We start from the raw sequence: 18978 nt of genomic DNA, 5'->3' as shown, positions 1-18978 counted from the left end.
ATGGACATACGTTCTGTCCGTGAACTCTGATTCTCCCGCGGGCGCCCTGCGACCCGCCGAGTCCAAGCCTGCCCGCCGCTCCCTTCTGCGCGGCGCGCTCACCGGAGCCGCCGCCCTCGGCGTCGGCCTCACCGTCGGGGCCTCCCCCGCGACAGCCGCGCCCGCCTCGCGGCCCCGGCCGACCACCCCCGGCGAAGCGCTGCGCGAACTGGCGGCCGGCAATGCGCGTTGGCGCACCTTCCGACAGCAGCACCCGAACGAGACCCACGCGGTCCGTCAGGAACTGGTCTCCGGTCAGCATCCCTTCGCCCTCGTCCTCGGTTGCATCGACTCCCGGGTCCCCCCGGAGCTCGTCTTCGACCAGGGTCTCGGGGACCTGATGACCGTCCGCAGCGGCGGTGAGGTCCTGGACGAGGCGGTGCTCGGCAGCGTCGCGTACGGGGTGCTCGAACTCGGCATCCCCCTGGTGCTGGTGCTGGGGCATCAGTCCTGCGGTGCGGTGCGTGCCGCGGTCGAGGCCGAGGAGAGCGGCGAGGAGCTGCCCGCCCACATCCAGTACCTCGCCGACCAGATCGCCCCCGCCATCGACCACACAAAGGAGGGGGACGCGCGCGTGGACGCGACGATCGACGCCAACATACGACTGGTCCGCGACCGCCTCTCGGCGGAACCGGACCTCGCGGCCAAGGTGACGGCCGGTGAACTCGCCATCGTGGGAGCGCGTTACGAGCTGACGAACCAACTGGTGCACCGCATCGCCTGACGCCCACTGGGCTCCGGCACCATCCGCACCTCCCGTTCGACGGCATGGCGGCGAAGTCCAACGGGATGAACGTGTCCGCCCGGATGGTGTCGGCGTGGGTGTGCGCGCCGGTGAAGTTCCGACTTCACGACCAGGGTGTGCCGTGGTGGGACTGCCGCCGCCACTGGCTCGGTGTGATGCCGTACGCACGGCGGAAGCGGCGAGAGAAGTGGGCAGGGTTGGCGAAACCCCAGGAGCGGGCGATGGCTTCGATCGTACGAGGAGCCTGATCGGTCGCGGCGAGATCGGCGCGGGCACCTTCAAGCCGGCGGCGGATGACCCAGTCTTCGAGGCTGATCCCGCCCTCCTCACACAGCCGGTAGAGGGTGCGCACCGAGATGCCGTGCACCCAGGCGACGCGTTGCGAGGTGAGGTCCGGTTCGGTCAGGTGGGCCTGGAGATAGGTCAGGACCCGGGCGAGCAGGGATTCGTGGGCCACTTCCCGGCGGGAGTTCTCACCGCCCGCGACGGACAGGATCAGTGCGCGGGTCAGGTGCACGGTGGCTTCGGCCAGGACCTCCGCCTCCGGCCCGATGCTGAGCCGGTCCGCGTTCCGGTGCAGGCCTTGAATGTGCTGAGCCAGCAGCGACTCGACGGGACTGTGCCGCAGCAGCGGGACCGCGGCGCGCACGGTGTCGACCGGCAGGGCGAGTTGGGCGATGTCGACGCTGAAGGCGACGGAGCGGCCGCTGCCCGACCACCCGTACTCATGTGACGCCACCATGTGGGGACACAGCCCCAGAGCACCCGCGGTCAGGCGCCGCTGAAATCCGTCGCAGCCGAAGGCGCCGGTGCCGTGGCCTTCGAGCTGCATCATGATCGAGACCTGGTTCGTCAGCTCGCGGCGCGTCTTGCGCAGGGAACGTACGAAGCGCGCCCCTGTGCCCTGGGTGTCGAACATCATGAGGGGTCCGAAGTTCCAGACCTCAAGCCGCTTCCACATGCCGACCGCGCCTGCGCTCTCCTCGACCGAGGAGATTCCTCCCTCCTGGGCGACCGCCGCGTGCAGGGCCTCCATCCGGTCGGCGGCAGGCAGGGCGTCGGTGTCGAGAACCAGCACGGCATCCCCCCGGACTGCGGCAGCGGCCCTCTTCGCCGCTGCTTCCCCGAGCGGCAGTGTCGGTTGCCGCGGGCATGCGCAGCAACCGTGTGTGTAGCCGACATGCGTTTCGACCACGCCCGGGGCGCCATGGCGCTCTGGGAACAGGTTCTGGCACGCACAGCAAAGCCGAGGCTGTCCCGGCGTGCCATGCTCCCTCCCGAAGTGGATCGAAGTACCGGAATTCCCCACGATCGGGAGTGATCCCATGCCATTCGTCAACGCAGCAGACGAAACCCGGATCCATTACAAGGACTGGGGCACGGGCCGGCCGGTCGTCCTCAGCCACGGCTGGCCGCTGAACGCCGACAGCTGGGAAGCACAGCAACTGTTCCTTGCCACCCACGGATACCGTGCCATCGCCCATGACCGGCGCGGCCACGGCCGTTCCGACCAGACGTGGACCGGCAACGAGATGAACACCTACGCCGACGACCTCGCCACCCTTATCGACACCCTCGACCTGCGGGACGTCACCCTCGTCGGCTTCTCCACCGGCGGCGGCGAGGTTGCCCGCTACCTCGGCCGGCACGGCACCGCCCGCGTCGCCCAGCTCGTCCTGGTCTCCGCCGTACCGCCGTTCATGCTCAGGACCGACGACAATCCGGACGGGGTGCCGGTCGAGGTGTTCGACACCATCCGCGCCGGTTCCCTGGCCGACCGGTCGCAGCTCTACCGCGACCTGGCCGATGGGCCGTTCTTCGGCAACAACAGGCCCGGCGCGGAGGTCTCCCAGGGCATCCGGGACGCGTTCTGGCGCCAGGGCCTGCAAGCGGGGCACCGCAACGCCTACCAGTGCGTCGCGGCCTTCTCCGCCACCGATTTCCGCCCGGACCTGGACGCCGTCGATGTGCCCACGCTCGTCATCCACGGCGACGACGACCAGGTCGTGCCGTTCGAGGTGGGCGGCAAGGCGTCGGCGGCCCGGATCAAGAACGCGACGCTGAAGGTCTACGCGGGCGCCCCGCACGGCATCACGGACACGCACAAGGAGCAGCTGAGCGCCGACCTGCTCGACTTCCTGAACTCCTGACCCCGGAAGGAACCCCGCATGGTTTCCGAACGTCATCCCCGCCGTCGCGTCCTCGGCGGGCTGCTCGCGGCGGGTGGCGCCCTCACCCTCGGCACCGCCGCACCGGCCTCGGCGGACACCCGCACGGGCACCAGACCGACCGTCGTCCTCGTCCACGGAGTGTTCGCCGACGCTTCCGGCTGGAGCGCCGTCACCGCCCGGCTGCTCAAGGCCGGCTTCCCGGTCATCGCCCCGGCCAACCCCCTCAGGGACCTGGCCGGTGACGCGGCCTACGTCCGCAGTGTCGTCGACACCATCCCCGGCCCGGTCATCCTCGTCGGCCACTCCTACGGCGGCGAGGTCATCACCAACGCCGGACGCGACCACGCGAACGTCAAGGCGCTGGTCTACGTCGCCGCCTTCGCGCCCGACGAGGGCGAGAGCGCGCTCGACCTTGCCGGGAAGTTCCCCGGCAGCCAGTTGGAGGGCGCCCTCGTCGGCCGGCCCTACCCGATCCCCGGCGCGGAGCAGCCCGGTTTGGACGGCTACATCGACCCCGCCAAGTTCCACGACGTCTTCGCCCAGGACCTGCCGCACGCGCAGACCACGATCATGGCGACGGCCCAACGCCCCGGGAGCGTCGGCGGCTTGGGCGGACCCAGCGGCGTACCGGCGTGGCGGACCGTGCCGTCCTGGTACGTCGTCGCGACCGCCGACCGGGTCATCCCGGCGGCCGTACAGCGCTTCATGGCCGAGCGCGCGGGGAGCAAGGTCGTCGAGGCCAAGGGTGCCTCGCACGTCGTGATGATGTCCCGCCCGGACACCGTCGTCCGGCACATCGAGGCCGCGTACCGCGCCACTCGCTGATCCCCGCAAGGAGGGGCCATGAGCACCCCGGACACCATCGTCCTGATCCACGGCTTCTGGGTCACCCCCAGGAGCTGGGAGCACTGGATCGCCCACTACGAGAAACGAGGCTTCCGCGTCCTCGCGCCCGCCTACCCGGGCTTCGAGGCAGAGGTCGAGTCCCTCAACGCCGACACCACGCCGATCGAGAAGGTCACCGTCCCACAAATCCTCGAGAGCCTGGAGACCCTGGTCCGCGGCCTGGACAAACCGCCCGTCCTCATCGGCCACTCCGCCGGGGGCGTGTTCGTACAGCTCCTGCTCGACCGCGGCCACGGCGTGGCCGGCGTAGCCATCAACTCCGCACCCACCGAAGGCGTCGCGGTGGTCCCGCTGACGCAGCTCAAGTCCGCCTTCCCGGTGCTGAAGAGCCCTGCCAACCGGCACCGCGCGGTCGGCCTGACCCTCGACCAGTGGCACTACGCCTTCACCAACACCTTCCCCCCGGAGGAGTCCAGGGCGCTGTACGAGCGTTACGCGATCCCCGCCTCCGGTGCCATCTTCTGGGACAGTGCCCTTGCCACCCTGCGCCCCGGTCACCAGAGCACGTACGTCGACTACCACAACGACGCCCGTGCCCCCTTGCTGTTCATCTCCGGGGAGAAGGACCATCTGATGCCGCCCAAGGTGCAGCGGTCCAACGCCCGGCACTACAAGTCGAACACGGTCACCGAGGTCGAGGAGTTCCCGGGGATGCCGCACCTGCTGCCCGCGGCACCCGGCTGGGAGGAGGTCGCCGACCACGCCCTCGACTGGGCTCTCTCGCACGCCCGGTAGACCGCGAGCCCGGGGCGGCACAACGGCCCTCCCCGGGCATCGGGAAGGAATCCGCGCATGGCCCGCATCACTCACATCGGCGGCCCCACCACGCTGATCGAGGCGGCCGGCTGGCGTCTGCTGACGGACCCGACGTTCGACCCGCCAGGCCGCCGCTACTCCTTCGGCTGGGGCACCTCGTCCCGCAAGACAGCGGGCCCGGCCGTGCAGCCGACCGAGCTCCCGCCCCTGGACGCCGTGTTGCTCACGCACGACCATCACGCCGACAACCTGGACACAACCGGACGCGCCTTGCTGCCCACCGCCGGAGTCGTCCTCACGACACCGTCCGGGGCGCGCCGCCTCGGCGGCAACGCCCACGGCCTCACCCCGTGGAGGACCTGGCGGCTGGAGTCCCCGGGCCGCGCCACGATCGAGATCACCGCCACCCCCGCCCGCCACGGCCCACCGCTGTCCCGTCCACTCGTCGGCGACGTGACGGGTTTCGCCCTGCGCTGGGAAAGTCAGGAGCACGGCACACTGTGGATCTCCGGGGACACGGTTCTGCACGACGGCGTGCGCGAGGTGGCCCGCCGACTCGACGTCGGCACAGCGCTGCTGCACCTGGGCGGGGTGCGCTTCCCCGTGACCGGCCCGGTCCGCTACACGCTGACGACTCCGCGGGCGGTGGAGCTGTGCGCGCTGCTGCGTCCGCACACCGTCCTGCCCGTGCACTACGAGGGATGGTCACACTTCCGGGAGGGGCGGCGGGCGGTCGAGACGGAGCTGGCGAAGGCCCCCGCCGATGTCCGCGAACGGTTCCACTGGCTGCCTGTCGGCTCGCCCCTGGAGGTCACTGTCTGAACGGCCGTCCGCCGTGTTCGGCACAAAAGCACCCAACCCCCCGCTCGATCCACTCCCGGCCGGCCCACTCCGGATGCCGCTCGACGAGCACCGCCCGGACCTCGGCGACGATCTCCTCCTCGCCCATCGCGCTGTCCCGCCGCCGCCAGGTCTCGTCGCGTAGCTCGCGCAGGTAGTCGCGGACGTTGCCGAGCACCTCGGGGCCGCCGAGGTCGCCATGCCCTGGAACCACGATCCGCGGCCCGCCGTCGGCCAGCCGGTCCATCACAGTCAGCCAGCGCACGCCGGAGACATCCGTGTCGTACGGCGGGAACCACGGGAAGATGGCGAACTGCCCGGTCTCGGCCAGGTCGCCGGTGAACAGGACGCCCGCGTCCGGGACTTCGACCACCTGGTCGCCCTTGGTGTGACCGCGGCCGGTGGGGCGCAGGCGTACGGTCCGGCCGCCGAGGTCGAGGTCGTAGGCGTCGTCGTAGACCACATCGGGAGTGGGCACGCGCACGCCGTCCAGGCGCTGCGCGATCTGCCCGCCGAAGTCACGGAACATCTTCAGGTAGCCGGGTCCCTTCGTCTTCAGGTCGTCCGCCTGGGCGCGGTTGACGAGATACGTGGCTCGGTCGGCGAAGACGTGCGCACCGAAGGCGTGTTCGGGGTGGAAGTGGGTCGTGGTGAGGTACAGGCGACGGCCGCGCGCCACCTCGGAGGCGAGGGCGAGGACCTGCTCGGCGTTGGCGGTGCCAATGCCCGTCTCGACGACGAGCACGGACCGTGTGCCGCCGATGATGCCGATGCTGGGCACCAGTTGGACCCGCTGGTTCGGGATCACGAGCAGGTCGGGGGCGATCTCCTGGGCGGCGGAGACCTGTACGGCGGGGTCGGGGAATTGTTCGTCCGTCATGCCGCGATTCCATCGCCGAGTCCCTGCGCTCGTCCAAGACCGGCTCCGTCAGGCCGATACCGGGCGGGTATCGTCGCCGGTCATGGAGCTACGCACGCTGCGCTACTTCGTGACCGTCGCCGAGGAACTCCACTTCGGGCGGGCCGCCGCCCGGCTGCACATGAGCCAGCCCCCGCTGAGCCGGGCGATCAAGAAACTGGAGACGGACCTCGGCGCCGCACTGCTGCACCGCTCCCCCACGGGCGTCACGCTCACCGCCGCCGGGACGACGCTCCTGGAGGAGGCGCGTGCCCTGCTAGGCCAGGCCGAACGGATACGGGCGCGCGTGACCGCAGCCTCGACCCTCACCGTCGGCATCCTGGGCGACGGCGGCGACCGGGGTGCCGCGCGACTGGCCGCCGCGTACCGTCGGCGGCACCCGGGGGTCGAGGTCCGCGTCCGCGAGACCGATCTGACCGATCCGACCTGTGGGTTGCGTGCGGGTCTGGTCGACATCGCGCTGACTCGGGGACCGTTCGACGAGACCGGGCTGGTGGTGTGCGAGCTGCGGGCGGATCCGGTGGGCGCGGTGCTGCGCGGCGACGATCCTTTGGCCCGCCGCGACAGCCTGGAGCTGGCCGACCTGGCGCGGCGGCCGTGGTTCCGGTTCCCGGACGGCACGGACGCGGCCTGGCAGTCGTACTGGAACGGTGGTGAGCCCCGGGAGGGTCCGGAGGTGCGGGCCGTCCAGGAGTGCGTGCAGGCCGTGTTGTGGAACGGGACGGTCGGAATGAGTCCACTGGGGCATGAAGTCCCTGGTGACCTGGCCGTGGTGCCGCTGCGCGACATGGCACCGAGTCGGGTGGTGGTGGCGTGGAACCACGGTGACACGAACCCGCTGATCCGCTCGTTCGTCGAGATCGCTACGGCTGTCTATCGCAATTGACGAGCATACGGGCGCCATGTGAGCCCTTAACCGGCGATCCATCACACCCGAAGGAACATTGCCCCAGAACCTCCCCGTGGCATGCCGACGGACTATTCTCCTACCGCACAAGCACGTTGGGGTCGGGGGACGCATGAGGTTCGTCTTTGTTCATGGGACCGGTGTCCGTCGTGAGCGGTTCGATGAGCTGTTCCGGCTGGTGGGCGCGGGGTTGTTGAAGCGGTTCCCGGGAGCGGAGGTCGAACCGTGCTACTGGGGTGACGAGTTCGGCGCGACGCTCAGTGCCGGTGGCGCCTCCGTGCCGGGGATGCGACCACTCGTGGCGACGGACCTCGACGACGACCCCGAGACCGCCGAGTGGCTGCTGCTCCTGACCGATCCGTTCTGCGAGCTGCGGGTGCTCGCCGAGATCGGTACCGGGGCCGATGACGGCGGGTTCGGACTGCCGGGGGTGCAGTCCCCCGGGGAGGTGGTGGGGGACTATCTGCGTGGACTGCCTCGCGTCCTCGATCCGGGCGACGAACTGGCCGTACTGCTCCGGGAGACCGGGCTCGTCGAAGGCTATCGGTATGCCCTGGACGCCGTAGCGGACTCCGAGGAGTTCCACGATGCGTGTCTCGCCGCCGAGGACGACGCGATCGCGGCCGAGCTCGTCCTGCTCACCAGCCGTGCCGTGGTCGCCGTCCTGCTCTCCGAAGCCCGGGACACCACGCTGTGCACCGGTGACGAGCGGGACCGGATCGTGGACGTGCTCAGCGACCGGCTCGGCGGCACGGGCCGCGGTGTCGTGACGGGGACGCTGGGGGTGCTGTTCAAGCTGGCACAGCGGATGACCACACAGACCGCACGCGACCGCTGGCGCGGGGACTTCACCCACGACAAGGCCTCGGAAGTCGGCGACATCCTGCGCTACCAGTCACGCGGCGAGCCGCTGCGCGCCCACCTGGAGAAGGTCATCGGCCACAGCCCCGAGCCGCCGGTCGTCATCGGGCACAGCCTCGGCGGCATCGCCCTGGTGGACACCCTCGCCCTGGCCGCCGTACGTCAACCGCCCTTGCCCGTACGGCTCTTGGTCACCGTCGGCTCGCAGGCCCCCTTCCTCCACGAACTCGGCGCGCTCGCCGGCCTCCGTCCCGGCGCGGCCCTGCCCTCCGGTTTCCCCGACTGGCTCAACATCTACGACCGCAAGGACCTGCTCGCCTACCTCGCCGAACCGGTCTTCGCGGGCGATGGCCGGGTCACCGACCACGAGGTGCGCAGCCGCCAGCCCTTCCCCGTCTCCCACAGCGCCTACTGGAGGCTCGACCCGGTGTTCGACCGGATCGCGGAGGCGCTGCGGTGACGGGCCTGTCCGCCGTCCCCGAGTTGCTGATCGCGCCCGAACGGACCTTCGCACTCGTCGTGGGCATCGAGTCCTACGAGATCGACCGGCCCCGCATGAACCTGTCCGGGCCGGCCCGCGACGCCGTACGTTTCGCCGACTGGCTCACCGGCACCGCCGGTGTCCCCAAGAGCAACTTATGTCTGCTGCTGTCGCCCCTGACCCGCAACGAGGCCGGCGTGGAAGCGAAGCCGGCCACGCGCGAGAACGTCGACGAAGCGCTCTTCAAGGAACTCCCCTGCTGCGACGGCGACTTGTTGTGGCTCTACTGGGCGGGGCACGGCTTCCTCGACCCCACCCACCAGCTGCTCCTCCCCTACGCCGACGCCACGGCCGGTCACACCACCCACCTCAACCTCACCTCGGCGCTGCGCTGGTGGCGGTCGGACAAGGTGAGCCGCGGGCGTTTCCGGCGTCTCGTCACCATCGGCGACTCCTGCCGGATCGACGAGAGGCGGTACGGCCGTCTGGGGTTCGTCAGGGTCGACTACCCGGCTGGTCAGCCCGTCCCCGACCGTCGGCAGTTCACGCTCTACGCGGCACGCCCCGGCGAGACGGCGCGGAACCGGGCGGAGCTGGAGGCGGGCCAGTTCACGGACACCCTGCTCAAGCGCTTGGAGGGCCGGACGCTGGAGCAGGCGACCCTGGGCCTGGTCGACATCGCCCGGGACGTCCAGGCGGACTTCGCTGTCATGAAGGCGCACGAGACGGCCTGGCAGGAGCCGCAGTTCGAGGTCGCCAGGGCCTGGGACGGATCGTCTCTCTACGGAGACCACTGGACGGACGACGGCACCACCTCCGCACCGACCGGCGCGCCCGTCCTCGACCAGCCCGCCTGGACGGAACTCGGGAACTTGCTGACCGACCGCAAGGTGCCCCCGTACACGTACGAGGCCTACCGCTGGGCCTTCGAGGTGGCGGGCTGTGCCGCCCCCGCCGAGCACTCACTGCCCTCCCCGCACCTGACGGAGATCGTCCGCGACCTCGACAGCCGCCAGGGAACGAGCCGAGCAGTCCCGCTCGCGCTGCCGTTCATGCGGCACCTGGCCTCCCGCTCCCCCTTCGCCGACTGGGCCGCCGCCGCGAACGCCTGGGTGGAGCGCACCCGCGAACGACTCGGCGCCGATCCCGTCCCCGTCCCTCCCGCGCGGGCCACCGAGCCCCCTGCACTGCACGTCCGGCTCACACCCGAAGGGGACGACCTCTTCTGGCTTCAACTATGGTCGTACCAGGGCGACTTCGAGAACGTGGGCGACTACGACCGGCCCATGGACCTGGACGCCGTTCGCACGACCCTGGGCGCCCACCTCTTGGCCAACGCCTCCGCGCGCAACCTCGGGCGGATCGAATTCCATGTCCCGTACGACCTGCTGGAGGAGCCGTTCGAGACATGGCAGGTGTCCACAGGACGCGGCAACAAGACCTGCGCGCTCGGCGGCCGGTACCAGGTCGTCCTGCGCTGCCCTGAGGAACGTCAGGGCCTCGCCGAAGCTCCGTGGCGGACCAAATGGCAGTGGTACGAGACCCATGGCGGCCGACATCCGGAGGCCGTGCACGACGTCGGGGACGCCGATGTGTCGGACGGCCTGGCCGACGTCCTGCAACTGGAAGAGCCACCCGTCTGCGTCCTGGCCGACGTGACGGAGCCGCTGGTCATGGACGCGCTGGAGGCCGTACTCGACGGCGGAATACCGATCGCCGTCTGGCGCCGCCCCTCCCCCGGCACGGACGAATCCCTTCGTACGGCGCTGGGGGCTACGCCGCCCGCCGTGCTCGACGTGGAGGCCCTGCCCGCCGTGCTCAGACGCGCCCGTGCCAGACATCGCCCGCTCGCCCTGCTCTGGGACGACCCCGGGCGGATTCCGGGAAGGCGGTCGCTGTCCTCGTGAATCAGTCGCCGGAGAAGGGGAGTTGAATGGACACCGCCGTCAAGGACTGGTGGATCTACCGGGGTACGGGCACGGTCGAGGAGTTGCGTGCCCGGCTCGATGAACACCGGCCGCCGTGGCGGGAGTTCAAGGGCGCACCCGATCCCGAATACACCCCGCCCGCCGACGCCGGGCCCGCCTGGGCCGAGACGTACGAGCGCGGCAGCGGATATGTGCCGGACGAGGCGGAGGTGGACGCCGTCAACACGGCCCTGTATCTGCGCCGCCCGCTGCTGGTCACCGGCAAACCGGGGGTGGGCAAGTCGACGCTGGCCCACAGCATCGCCGCCGACCTGGAGCTCGGGCCGGTGCTGCACTGGCCGGTGACGAGCCGGAGTTCACTGCGGGACGGGCTCTACCAGTACGACGCGATCGGCCGGCTGCACGACGCCAACCTGCGGCACCTCGAAACAAGCCGTGGCGCGCCTGGCCGCCGGGAGCGGAGCCGGCCTCGTTCGTCGGGCAGCGCGATCGCGCCGTATCTGCGCCTCGGGCCGCTCGGCACCGCGCTGCTGCCGCAGGAGCGCCCCCGGGTGCTGCTGGTCGACGAGATCGACAAGAGCGACATCGACCTGCCCGGCGACCTGCTCACGGTCTTCGAGGAAGGCTCCTTCGAGATCCCGGAACTGGCGCGGATCGCCGCGCGACAGCCGCGGGTCAGCGTGGGCACGCAGGACGATCCGGAACTGCGCGTCGGCATCGAACGCGGCCGTGTCCAGTGCCGGGCCTTCCCCATCGTCGTGCTGACCAGCAACGGCGAGCGCGACTTCCCGCCGCCCTTCCTACGCCGCTGCATCCGGCTGCATGTCGAGCCGCCGAGCGAGGAGAAGCTGACACAGATCGTCCGCAAGCGGCTCAAGCTCGACGAGACGACCGGTGACGACCGCTACCGGGACCTCATCGAGGACTTCCTCGCCCGCCGGACCGAGGGCGACCTGGCCACCGACCAGTTGCTGAACGCGGTGCAACTCCGGCTCAGCGGCGCGTGGTCCGGAGCGGGTGAGCGTACGAAGTTCCTGGACACCGTGTTGCAACGGCTGACGGGCCCCTTTTCGTGATCGAGGAGCTGTTCCGCGCTCTGGAGGCGTCCGGCGTGAATGCGGGGCCCGAGGAGGTGGCGGACATCCTCTGGCTGGCCGCGCGGATCGGTGGCGGCTCCGAGGAGCCCGCCGTACGCGATCTGCCGGACATGGGCGTCGAGGCCGAGGAGCCGCCGCCGCCCGAGCCCCCTGCGGCGGGCCCTGGCGAGGTGGAGTCCGGGCCGGCCGAGGAGTTCTACAACGCTTGCGATGTCACGGACACACCTGGTCAGGCCCGGGACGGCGTCGACCTCGTCCGCGTGCGCCGCGCCGCATCACTACGGGATCCGCTGGCTCTGATGCGGGCGTTGCGGCCTCTGGGCCGGAGCACGAGGCGGATGCGGTCCCGCGATGTCGAACTGGAGCTCGACGAGGAGCTCACGGTCCGCCGGACGGTGGAACAGCGCCTGCCGACCCCCGTGTTGCGCCCGCGCCGGGGCCGCTGGCTGGACCTCGCGCTCGTCGTGGACGCCCACCATTCGATGGTGCTGTGGCATGACCTGGTGGGTGAACTGCGGCGCGTGTTCGTACAGACGGGCATCTTCCGCGATGTGCGGACGTGGTACCTGCGGGGGACGGACGCGGGCGCGGAGCTGTCCGTCGCCCGTACCCCGGACGGCGAGCCGCGTAGCGTGCAGGAGGTGTCCGACCCGTCGGGCCATCGGCTGGTCCTGGTGGTGACCGACACGGTGGCGGGCGGCTGGGCCGCGCCCTCCGTCGCGCACATGCTGCGGCAGTGGTCCGCCCACGGTCCGGTGGCACTGCTGAATGTGCTGCCACGCCGGTTGTGGGACCGGGGCGCGGTACGCCCGCAGCCGGTACTGGTCCGCTCGGTCGGACCCGCCTCGCCCAACACCTCCTGGCGGCTGGGCCCCGCCACGCGGAGCCGCCGACGCCGTTCGGCGCCGGGAGGCATCACGATCCCCGTGGTGGAGGCCGGAGCCGCGTCCGTCGCAGTCCTGGCGAAGCTGGTGGCGGGAAACGGGCAGTGGACGCGGGTGCCGTGCCTGACGATTCCGCGTGCGGCGCAGGTGCTGCCGGTCGCTGCGCGGGAGCCGGTGGCCGACGAAGTCGACGAGATCCTACGGCGGTTCAGAGCGGGCGCGTCGCCGGTCGCCCAACGGCTCGCCGGGTACCTGTCCGCCGTACCGCTGAGTCTGCCGGTGATGAACCTCGTCCGCCAGATCATGCTTCCCGAGTCGGAGCACGGGCATCTGGCGGAGGTTGCGCTGGGCGGCCTCTTCACGCCATGGGAGGGGGAGAGCGCGGCGGACCCGGACAGGGTGCCGTTCGACTTCCGGCCCGGGGTACGGGAGGCACTGCTCGGGGGGCAGCGGCGGGACGCGATCACTTCCGTGCAGGAGGTGGTGCGGCGGGAGATGGGGGCAGGGGTCAGCGAGCGGGGGGCCAGTAGCGGCGGGGACTTTCTTGCGGGGCGCAGTGCGGGGGGTGGGGACGGCAGCCGGGGGCTCGCTGCGCAGGCTTCGCCCTTTGCGGCTCGGGTTGGGACGGGGGTCGCAACGGGGCCACAGCGGATTGCGGAACTCGTCACGGAAGACGAGCCCATGTCCGCCTATGTGGAGGGCGAGGCGGATGAACATCTACGCGAAGTGATCTCACGGGCCCAGCAGGGGCGCAGTGCATGTGTACTGGTGTTGGGCGAAGCCGGTACCGGGAAGACGACGGCCATCACGCGGGCGATTGCTGGGTTGCCGGGCGACTGGACGGTCTGGTCGCCAACGGATCCCGACGAACTGGTCCGAGAGGCAGCCCAGTTGCGTCGTCCTCGTTCCGTCGTGGTGCTGCGCGAATTCCTGCCCTTCGCACTCGCTTCCGATACCCATCCCCTCCTTCTCCGTGGGCTCGCCGAACCGGCGGACGGACCTGTTGTGGTCGTCGGCGAACTCACCCCCGCGGACATGGCCTTACTGCTGACCGAGGAGTCCGAGGAAGCAAACAGCTTCCGCTTCCTGCTCGGTCGCATCGATGTCGTGCCGTTCTCTCCCGGGGTCGCAGAGGTCGATGCCATGATGAGGCGCCTTCACGAGGCGCCATCGTTCGCCAAGAGCCTGCTCCGGGCGGCGCTGGACATCCAGCGTCTGGGGCATGGACCTGTGCTGTCACGACAGTTGTTGGAAGAGGCCACGGGCGTCTACCTCAACGACGAGAACCATGGGGACCAGTCGTACGACGGGCTTTCGGCCGCCTTGGCCTATGCCTGCGACTCGGCTTCCGGGGCACCGCCGATTATGATCCAGATGCCCGACCGGCCCGAGAGCTATCTGATCCGTGAGTCCGTGGAATGGGCTGACCGACAGCAGACTCCGCGCATCGACCCGCCCGAGGCCCTCTGGTCGGTACTGGCCCGTCACGCCGACCCGGATTCACTGCCGGCTCTCGCCGAGTCCGCACGGGCCAGAGGGCTGGACGAAGTGGCCCGATACCTCGACAACAACTTCGCGTTCCTGGAGGCCACCGCAGAATCCTCGGCAGTCATCGGACAACTGATCAAGGATGCCGCGCGACGATTGGTTCGGGTCTGGAACGGGAGGAACGTGCTGAGTTCGGGAATCCTCCTTTCCGATCAAGGCGTTGTGGTGATACCGGAGGTTCCGTACCTGCGCGCACATCGGGAGCAGCCCGACATGGAGCTGCGTGTGCAGTTGCGCCTCTGGGACAGGGAAAGCGCCCTGCTTGCGCGACAATTCCCGTCGGCCGCTCGGGACGGCCAGGCCCATCTGTCCCTTGTGACGCCCTCAGGGTTCCAGTGGCAGGCGAAGGTGCCGCCTCTGGCGCAAGCCCCCGTGCCACCCCGCGGGGAACGGGTCATGGTCGTCGGTCTCGACAATGACGGTGATTCCACCTTGGCGCTGCTCCGCTGCCGGGTCCAGACCGGCGCGAGCGACCACTACGTGCTCGAGCCCACCGTCTCCGCGCCATGGCCCACAGTCGGTGCGGCCGTTGTCGACCTGCACGGGACCTTGGTCGGGGTGGTGAATGCATACACCGAGCAGAGCAACCGGCTCCTCGCCACGCGGATCACAGCCCCCACGCCGATCTCCACGCCCGTGCCTGCACAGTCACCGAACCCCGCCCTCCTCGACCCCACCCACTCCCGTGCCGTGCTCATCGGAGTCGACAGCTACCAGGAGTTCCCGGAGCTGCCCGGTGCCGCCGAGGCGGCGCACGAGCTGGCGTACGCGTTGGGACGCAGACGAGAGGACGGCATCTTCGCTGCCGGTAACGTCTCGGTCGTATGGAACCGCCCATTCCGCGAGACCTTCGACCGGGCACTGTCAGACGTGGCCGGGCAGGCCGAGCACACGCTCTTCCTCTATTACGCGGGCCACCTGATCGAGACAGCCGAGGACGCCTTCCTCACCTTCTCCGACACCAGTCGCGACCGCCCGCTCACGTCCGCTCTCTCCATCCGGCACCTTCGTTCGCTGCTGGACGAAAGTCCGGCCCGGTTCAAAGTCCTTGTCCTCGACGCCGACGCCGAACACATGGACAGGATCTGGTCGCTCTTCGCACCGCGCATCACACCGCGGGGAAGCTGGACGCTGTTGACCTCACAACGGCAGGCGGGAAAGGCTCCCCACGCCTTCACGAAGGAACTCGTTTCGGTGCTTATCTCGGGTCTCCCGGGCGGCCCGGAGTTCCTGAGCCTGGCCGACATCGCCGGCAGGATCCGCCGTCGCAGGGACACGGGTAACGTCTCGCTCTTCAACCACTACGACCCCGATTCCCCCGAGCTCGTCCTCCGAAATCCGGCCTACCAGCAGGAAGGCACGGTGAAGTGGTTCAACACAGCGAAGGGATACGGCTTCATCACCCTGGACAACGGCCGGGACGTCTTCGTCCACCACAGCGCGATCGACCTAGAGGGCTTCCGCTCACTCGACGAAGGACAACGGGTCCGATTCCGCGTCGTCCAAAGCGAAAGGGGACCGCAGGCAAGGAACGTCCGCCCCATCCGTACCGAACGAGGTTGACCCGGCCCAGGACGACCTTACGTACATCCTGTACGGCCCCCCGCCGTACAAGGTCACCCGCATCGAGTACCCCGGTCGGCTCCCGCCGTCGTGCGGAGGGTGGTGCGGACTGCTCGACTGGAGGTGTCCCCCTCCCCCGACCTCACGGGAGCAGCACCGTGGCCATCATCGCCATCATCGAGTTGCCGGGTGTCACCAAGGAGCAGTACCAGGCCAATCACGCGAATATCCACGCGGCCCCGTGGTGGCCGGCGGAGGGCTTCATCTCCCACGTGGGGGCCCCGGCGGACGGCAGCTGGCTCGTGGTCGATGTCTGGGAGTCGAAGGAGGCTCTCGCGGCGTTCATGGAGAAGGCGGCAACGATCTTCGAAGCAGGCGGTATGCCGAGGGTCGAGCCGAAGATCTACGAAGCGGTGAACGTGGACATCGGGGAGAGCGGCCGCCGCTGATGACCGAGCATCCGCACATCGCCGTGTTTCACCGTCTCCTTGCCGCCTTCTCAGCCGGTGACATGGAGGCGCTGGCGGAGCTCTTCCACCCAGACGTGGTCTGGCACATCGGGGGCAGCAACCTCCTGTCCGGAGACCAACGGGGACGCGAGGACACGTTGGCCTACATCACCCGGGAGTTCCAGCTGACGGGCGGCACCTACCGCACGCAGCTGCACGATGTCCTCGCCAACGATGCCCACACGGTCGCCCTCCTCCATGCCACGGCGTCGCGTGAAGGCAAGGAGCTCGACCTCGACTACGCCATCGTCTTCCACATGAGGGACGAAAGGATCAGCGAGGGCTGGGTTCTGCCTGTCGACTGGCGGGCGTATGACGAATTCTGGTCGTAGCACCGCATCGTCATTGCACGGGGCAGCCGCCGGGGTAGCCTCAAGGCGCCCCGATGTCACGCCGGCCAGCCACGGAGAGCCCAGGTGAACCCATCCGCCGACGAGACGGCCGAGAACGCCTCCCCCGCGAAGGACGCCCTGGCGGCACTACTGGCGGAACTCCGTGATCTGGAGCGGGCGTTGCCGCCGGCGGCTCGGGAACACCTGGCGCGGCTGCTGTCGCCCGAGAGGCTCAGCTATGACACGGGCATCGCGGCGGATCGTATCGCCGAGCTGTTCGCGGGTGCCGAGCCGGACACCGGTGACTCCAAGGAGGCGGCGCAGGCGCGTTATCTGGCCCGGCTCGTTTTTCTGCGGGCCACGCGGCTCAAGCGCCCCATGACCCGTCGGCTCAGCGGCCGCACTCCCCGGCCGTACACCTACGGGGAGATCGCCCGTGGGGCGGGGCTCAGCCGGCAGACCGTGCACTACGTCTTCACCGAGGGGCGTCAGACAAGCCCGGAGAGCGTTGCCGGCATGGAACGTTTCTTCGGAGCGCTCCCGGGCTTCTGCTGCTACACCGAGAGCGAAGCCCTCCTCTCCCAGCTCCGCCCGATCGTGAAGCATCTGCACATCCTGAAGACGGTGGCCGACGCCTACGAGCACGGCCTGACGAAGATCGCCGCACGCAGCGGCGAGGACCTGAGCGGCGACGCCGACGCGATGGACGAGATCCTCACTGCCGTCATCGCCGCGCGGCGGCAGCAGTAGGACCTGTCCGCATGGCACAAGAGGCGAAGGACGCTCCGGGCAGCCCGGAGGTCACTGCTCCCACAGGGGAACATGCTCCAGTTCGTGCGCACGCTGTCGTGCCCGGGCATCGACCTTGCGCAGGTCGTGGCGGGTCCTGGCGAGCAGGCGGGACATCGTGGCGAGCAGTTCGGCGGCCTCGGTGCGGGTGGTCGCCCCGTCGGGACTTGACGGCTCCCACCGGCCGTCGGGCGCGTACTGGCGCGTCAGGTTCGCGTATTCGCTCAGCAGCTCGGTGATGTGGGCGCAGGTCTCGGCCACGTCCTCTTCGGTGTACTCGCCCCCGGCCGAATCGGAGGCGGCCCGTCGTGCCGGCACGGTCATCATGCTCCTTCGTCACCGCGGCGAGCCGGCCTGCGGATACGGCCGATGCCAGGGGGGCGATCTTCGGTCGGATTCGATCCTCGTGGACCATGACCAAAGTGTCAATCATTGTGAACGACCCTGGATTACGCAACGCAAACCCCGGTGCACAGCCAAGAGTTGAGGGTGAGTCAGCAGGCGCGATCCTGCGGGACGCGGGAGAGTGCCTCCTCGACCAGTGGGTGGAACAGGTGCGCGGCGATACGGACTTGGCGGGCCCGTTCCAGCGTGGGCGGGGTCGTCTCAGCGGGACAGGCGGGTTCGTTCGGCACGGGCAGGCCCAACCGCAGTGCTCTGTCCCGGCGTTGCCGTGCGTGCCGGATCAAGGCCGCGTCCTGCAACGACTTCACGTCCAGGTACGCGACGTCGGGCTGCCCGTCGGCCAGGTCCTTTACGGTGTCGGCGACGTCCGGCGTCATCCAGGGCCGCAGGGCATAGGTGCCGTCCAGGATCTCCGCCAGCAGGTCCGCCAGGGCGTACCGGTTCCACCAGGTCACCGGGGTGGAGCCGGGGGCCTGGCCGGAGCAGGGGGAGACGGTCCGCCACAGTGTCAGCAACCTGGCGTGGTCGGCGCGTTCGGCCGCCCTCGCCGCGAGCGCCGGTTTGGCCAGGCCGTAGCTGGCGACCAGGGCGCTGGTGCTGCTGGCGGTGGAGCCGACGGCGGCGAGGAAGTCCCAGGTGTGGTTGTCCCGGGAGGCGGTGAGGACGGCGGCGCCGGTGCAGGCGACGTAGCCGAGGTTCAGCGCGACGGCGAGGGCGAACAGGCGGAGGCTGCCTTCGAGGTCCGGGCGGCCGGGCAGGGCGATGACTCCGTCGGGGCCTCGGCACTGGCGGACGGTGGCCAGGATGCCCGCCACCAGGGCCGCGAGATACACCAGTTCCATGGCGCAGGCGGCGGGTACATGGGCGTAGGAGGTGGCGAAGGACAGCGGGCGGGCGGGTCCTGCGAGGTCGGCGGCCCGGAACAGGACCGCCATGGCGATGATCGCCGCCGCGTACATCGGCGCCCAGAGCAGCACCGAGCGGCGCAGCGCGTCCGGGGTGCGGCTGCGCGGGTGCCAGAGCAGGGTGAGGGCGTGGGCGTGGCCGACGCACACCAGGATGGCGATGTTGACCAGCAGGGAGGGCAGGCTGGGCGAGTCGACCGCGGAGCCGACGATCCGGTAGGCGGCGGGTGCGGACAGCAGATACACCAGCGCGGCGCACAGCAGCACGGACGCGGTGATGCGCAGGGTCGTGTCACGGTCGCTGCGGGCCGCGGCCGTCTTGGCCAGACCGACGGTGAGACACACCGTGAAGATCATCAAGTTGACGGTGGTGAGGACGGTTTCGAGCATCGG

Annotated in this window: 17 protein-coding genes; 13 read left to right on the top strand and 4 right to left on the bottom strand. The window is 69.9% G+C overall.

The genetic code is table 11. The features are described from left to right. Window positions 1–19: 19 nt before the first annotated feature. Window positions 20–763, top strand: a complete 744-nt coding sequence (locus tag OHT76_RS40885) for a carbonic anhydrase (protein ID WP_328875942.1) — start codon at window positions 20–22, stop codon at window positions 761–763. 124 nt (window positions 764–887) lie between these two features. Here the strand turns inward: OHT76_RS40885 and OHT76_RS40880 are convergent, their stop codons facing one another. Beyond that, window positions 888–1862 carry an AraC family transcriptional regulator gene (locus OHT76_RS40880; protein WP_328875941.1) on the bottom strand — a complete coding sequence of 325 codons (975 nt, stop codon included), beginning with the start codon at window positions 1860–1862 and terminating at the stop codon, window positions 888–890. Between the two features lie 247 nt (window positions 1863–2109). Here OHT76_RS40880 and OHT76_RS40875 point away from each other — a divergent pair, with 247 nt between their 5' ends. From OHT76_RS40875 to OHT76_RS40860, 4 genes are read left to right on the top strand one after another with little or no spacing between them, the layout of a single operon-like run. Continuing rightward, entirely contained in the window at window positions 2110–2934 is an 825-nt protein-coding gene (locus OHT76_RS40875) for an alpha/beta fold hydrolase (protein ID WP_328875940.1), read from the top strand. Between the two features lie 18 nt (window positions 2935–2952). Continuing rightward, complete coding sequence (locus tag OHT76_RS40870) at window positions 2953–3780, top strand: alpha/beta fold hydrolase (RefSeq protein WP_328875939.1); 828 nt, start codon at window positions 2953–2955, stop codon at window positions 3778–3780. 18 nt (window positions 3781–3798) lie between these two features. Continuing rightward, a complete protein-coding gene (locus tag OHT76_RS40865; protein ID WP_328875938.1) occupies window positions 3799–4596 on the top strand; it encodes an alpha/beta hydrolase in 798 nt (265 codons plus the stop codon). Window positions 4597–4653: 57 nt separating this feature from the next. Next, window positions 4654–5439 carry an MBL fold metallo-hydrolase gene (locus OHT76_RS40860; RefSeq protein ID WP_328875937.1) on the top strand — a complete coding sequence of 262 codons (786 nt, stop codon included), beginning with the start codon at window positions 4654–4656 and terminating at the stop codon, window positions 5437–5439. On the opposite strand, the gene OHT76_RS40855 is transcribed toward OHT76_RS40860, so the two are convergent. Further along, the gene (locus OHT76_RS40855) at window positions 5429–6337 is read right to left on the bottom strand and encodes an MBL fold metallo-hydrolase (RefSeq protein ID WP_328875936.1); all 909 of its coding nucleotides are present in this window, start codon (window positions 6335–6337) and stop codon (window positions 5429–5431) included. The genes OHT76_RS40860 and OHT76_RS40855 overlap by 11 nt on opposite strands. 82 nt (window positions 6338–6419) lie before the next feature. On the opposite strand from OHT76_RS40855, the gene OHT76_RS40850 reads away from it, so the two are divergent. The 8 genes from OHT76_RS40850 to OHT76_RS40815 all read left to right on the top strand — a co-directional run bounded on the left by OHT76_RS40850 (window position 6420) and on the right by OHT76_RS40815 (window position 17236). Beyond that, window positions 6420–7262, top strand: a complete 843-nt coding sequence (locus OHT76_RS40850) for a LysR family transcriptional regulator (RefSeq protein ID WP_328875935.1) — start codon at window positions 6420–6422, stop codon at window positions 7260–7262. Between the two features lie 133 nt (window positions 7263–7395). After that, a complete protein-coding gene (locus OHT76_RS40845) occupies window positions 7396–8604 on the top strand; it encodes a hypothetical protein (protein WP_328875934.1) in 1209 nt (402 codons plus the stop codon). Then, on the top strand, window positions 8601–10532 hold the full coding sequence (locus OHT76_RS40840) for a VMAP-C domain-containing protein (protein WP_328875933.1): 1932 nt from the start codon (window positions 8601–8603) through the stop codon (window positions 10530–10532). The genes OHT76_RS40845 and OHT76_RS40840 overlap by 4 nt, the downstream gene beginning before the upstream one ends. A gap of 26 nt (window positions 10533–10558) precedes the next feature. After that, window positions 10559–11629, top strand: a complete 1071-nt coding sequence (locus OHT76_RS40835; protein ID WP_328875932.1) for an AAA family ATPase — start codon at window positions 10559–10561, stop codon at window positions 11627–11629. After that, on the top strand, window positions 11626–15645 hold the full coding sequence (locus tag OHT76_RS40830) for an SAV_2336 N-terminal domain-related protein (RefSeq protein WP_328875931.1): 4020 nt from the start codon (window positions 11626–11628) through the stop codon (window positions 15643–15645). Before OHT76_RS40835 ends, OHT76_RS40830 begins: the two co-directional genes overlap by 4 nt. Before the next feature lie 158 nt (window positions 15646–15803). Continuing rightward, a complete protein-coding gene (locus OHT76_RS40825; RefSeq protein WP_328875930.1) occupies window positions 15804–16094 on the top strand; it encodes a hypothetical protein in 291 nt (96 codons plus the stop codon). After that, the gene (locus OHT76_RS40820; protein WP_328875929.1) at window positions 16094–16486 is read left to right on the top strand and encodes a nuclear transport factor 2 family protein; all 393 of its coding nucleotides are present in this window, start codon (window positions 16094–16096) and stop codon (window positions 16484–16486) included. The genes OHT76_RS40825 and OHT76_RS40820 overlap by 1 nt, the downstream gene beginning before the upstream one ends. 84 nt (window positions 16487–16570) lie before the next feature. After that, the gene (locus OHT76_RS40815) at window positions 16571–17236 is read left to right on the top strand and encodes a hypothetical protein (RefSeq protein ID WP_328875928.1); all 666 of its coding nucleotides are present in this window, start codon (window positions 16571–16573) and stop codon (window positions 17234–17236) included. Between the two features lie 51 nt (window positions 17237–17287). Here OHT76_RS40815 and OHT76_RS40810 read toward each other — a convergent pair whose 3' ends face one another. Beyond that, window positions 17288–17593 (bottom strand): hypothetical protein, encoded by a 306-nt coding sequence (locus OHT76_RS40810; protein ID WP_328875927.1) that lies wholly within the window; start codon window positions 17591–17593, stop codon window positions 17288–17290. A gap of 176 nt (window positions 17594–17769) precedes the next feature. Continuing rightward, window positions 17770–18975: a DUF6545 domain-containing protein gene (locus OHT76_RS40805; protein ID WP_328875926.1), complete on the bottom strand. Its 1206-nt coding sequence runs from the start codon at window positions 18973–18975 to the stop codon at window positions 17770–17772. Between the last annotated feature and the right edge of the window lie 3 nt (window positions 18976–18978).

Origin of the sequence: Streptomyces sp. NBC_00287 (assembly GCF_036173105.1) — a bacterium.
Classification (GTDB): Bacteria; Actinomycetota; Actinomycetes; order Streptomycetales; family Streptomycetaceae; genus Streptomyces.
Note: the sequence above shows the minus strand (reverse complement) of the source record. Positions and strands in the feature narration are given on the sequence as shown.

Excerpts from the sequence above, each read along its gene's own strand:
- OHT76_RS40875 (WP_328875940.1), top strand. The coding sequence starts at position 2,110 with ATGCCATTCGTCAACGCAGCAGACGAAACCCGGATCCATTACAAGGAC.
- OHT76_RS40870 (WP_328875939.1), top strand. The coding sequence starts at position 2,953 with ATGGTTTCCGAACGTCATCCCCGCCGTCGCGTCCTCGGCGGGCTGCTC.
- OHT76_RS40865 (WP_328875938.1), top strand. The coding sequence starts at position 3,799 with ATGAGCACCCCGGACACCATCGTCCTGATCCACGGCTTCTGGGTCACC.
- OHT76_RS40860 (WP_328875937.1), top strand. The coding sequence starts at position 4,654 with ATGGCCCGCATCACTCACATCGGCGGCCCCACCACGCTGATCGAGGCG.
- OHT76_RS40855 (WP_328875936.1), bottom strand. The coding sequence starts at position 6,337 with ATGACGGACGAACAATTCCCCGACCCCGCCGTACAGGTCTCCGCCGCC.
- OHT76_RS40850 (WP_328875935.1), top strand. The coding sequence starts at position 6,420 with ATGGAGCTACGCACGCTGCGCTACTTCGTGACCGTCGCCGAGGAACTC.
- OHT76_RS40845 (WP_328875934.1), top strand. The coding sequence starts at position 7,396 with ATGAGGTTCGTCTTTGTTCATGGGACCGGTGTCCGTCGTGAGCGGTTC.
- OHT76_RS40835 (WP_328875932.1), top strand. The coding sequence starts at position 10,559 with ATGGACACCGCCGTCAAGGACTGGTGGATCTACCGGGGTACGGGCACG.
- OHT76_RS40820 (WP_328875929.1), top strand. The coding sequence starts at position 16,094 with ATGACCGAGCATCCGCACATCGCCGTGTTTCACCGTCTCCTTGCCGCC.
- OHT76_RS40805 (WP_328875926.1), bottom strand. The coding sequence starts at position 18,975 with ATGCTCGAAACCGTCCTCACCACCGTCAACTTGATGATCTTCACGGTG.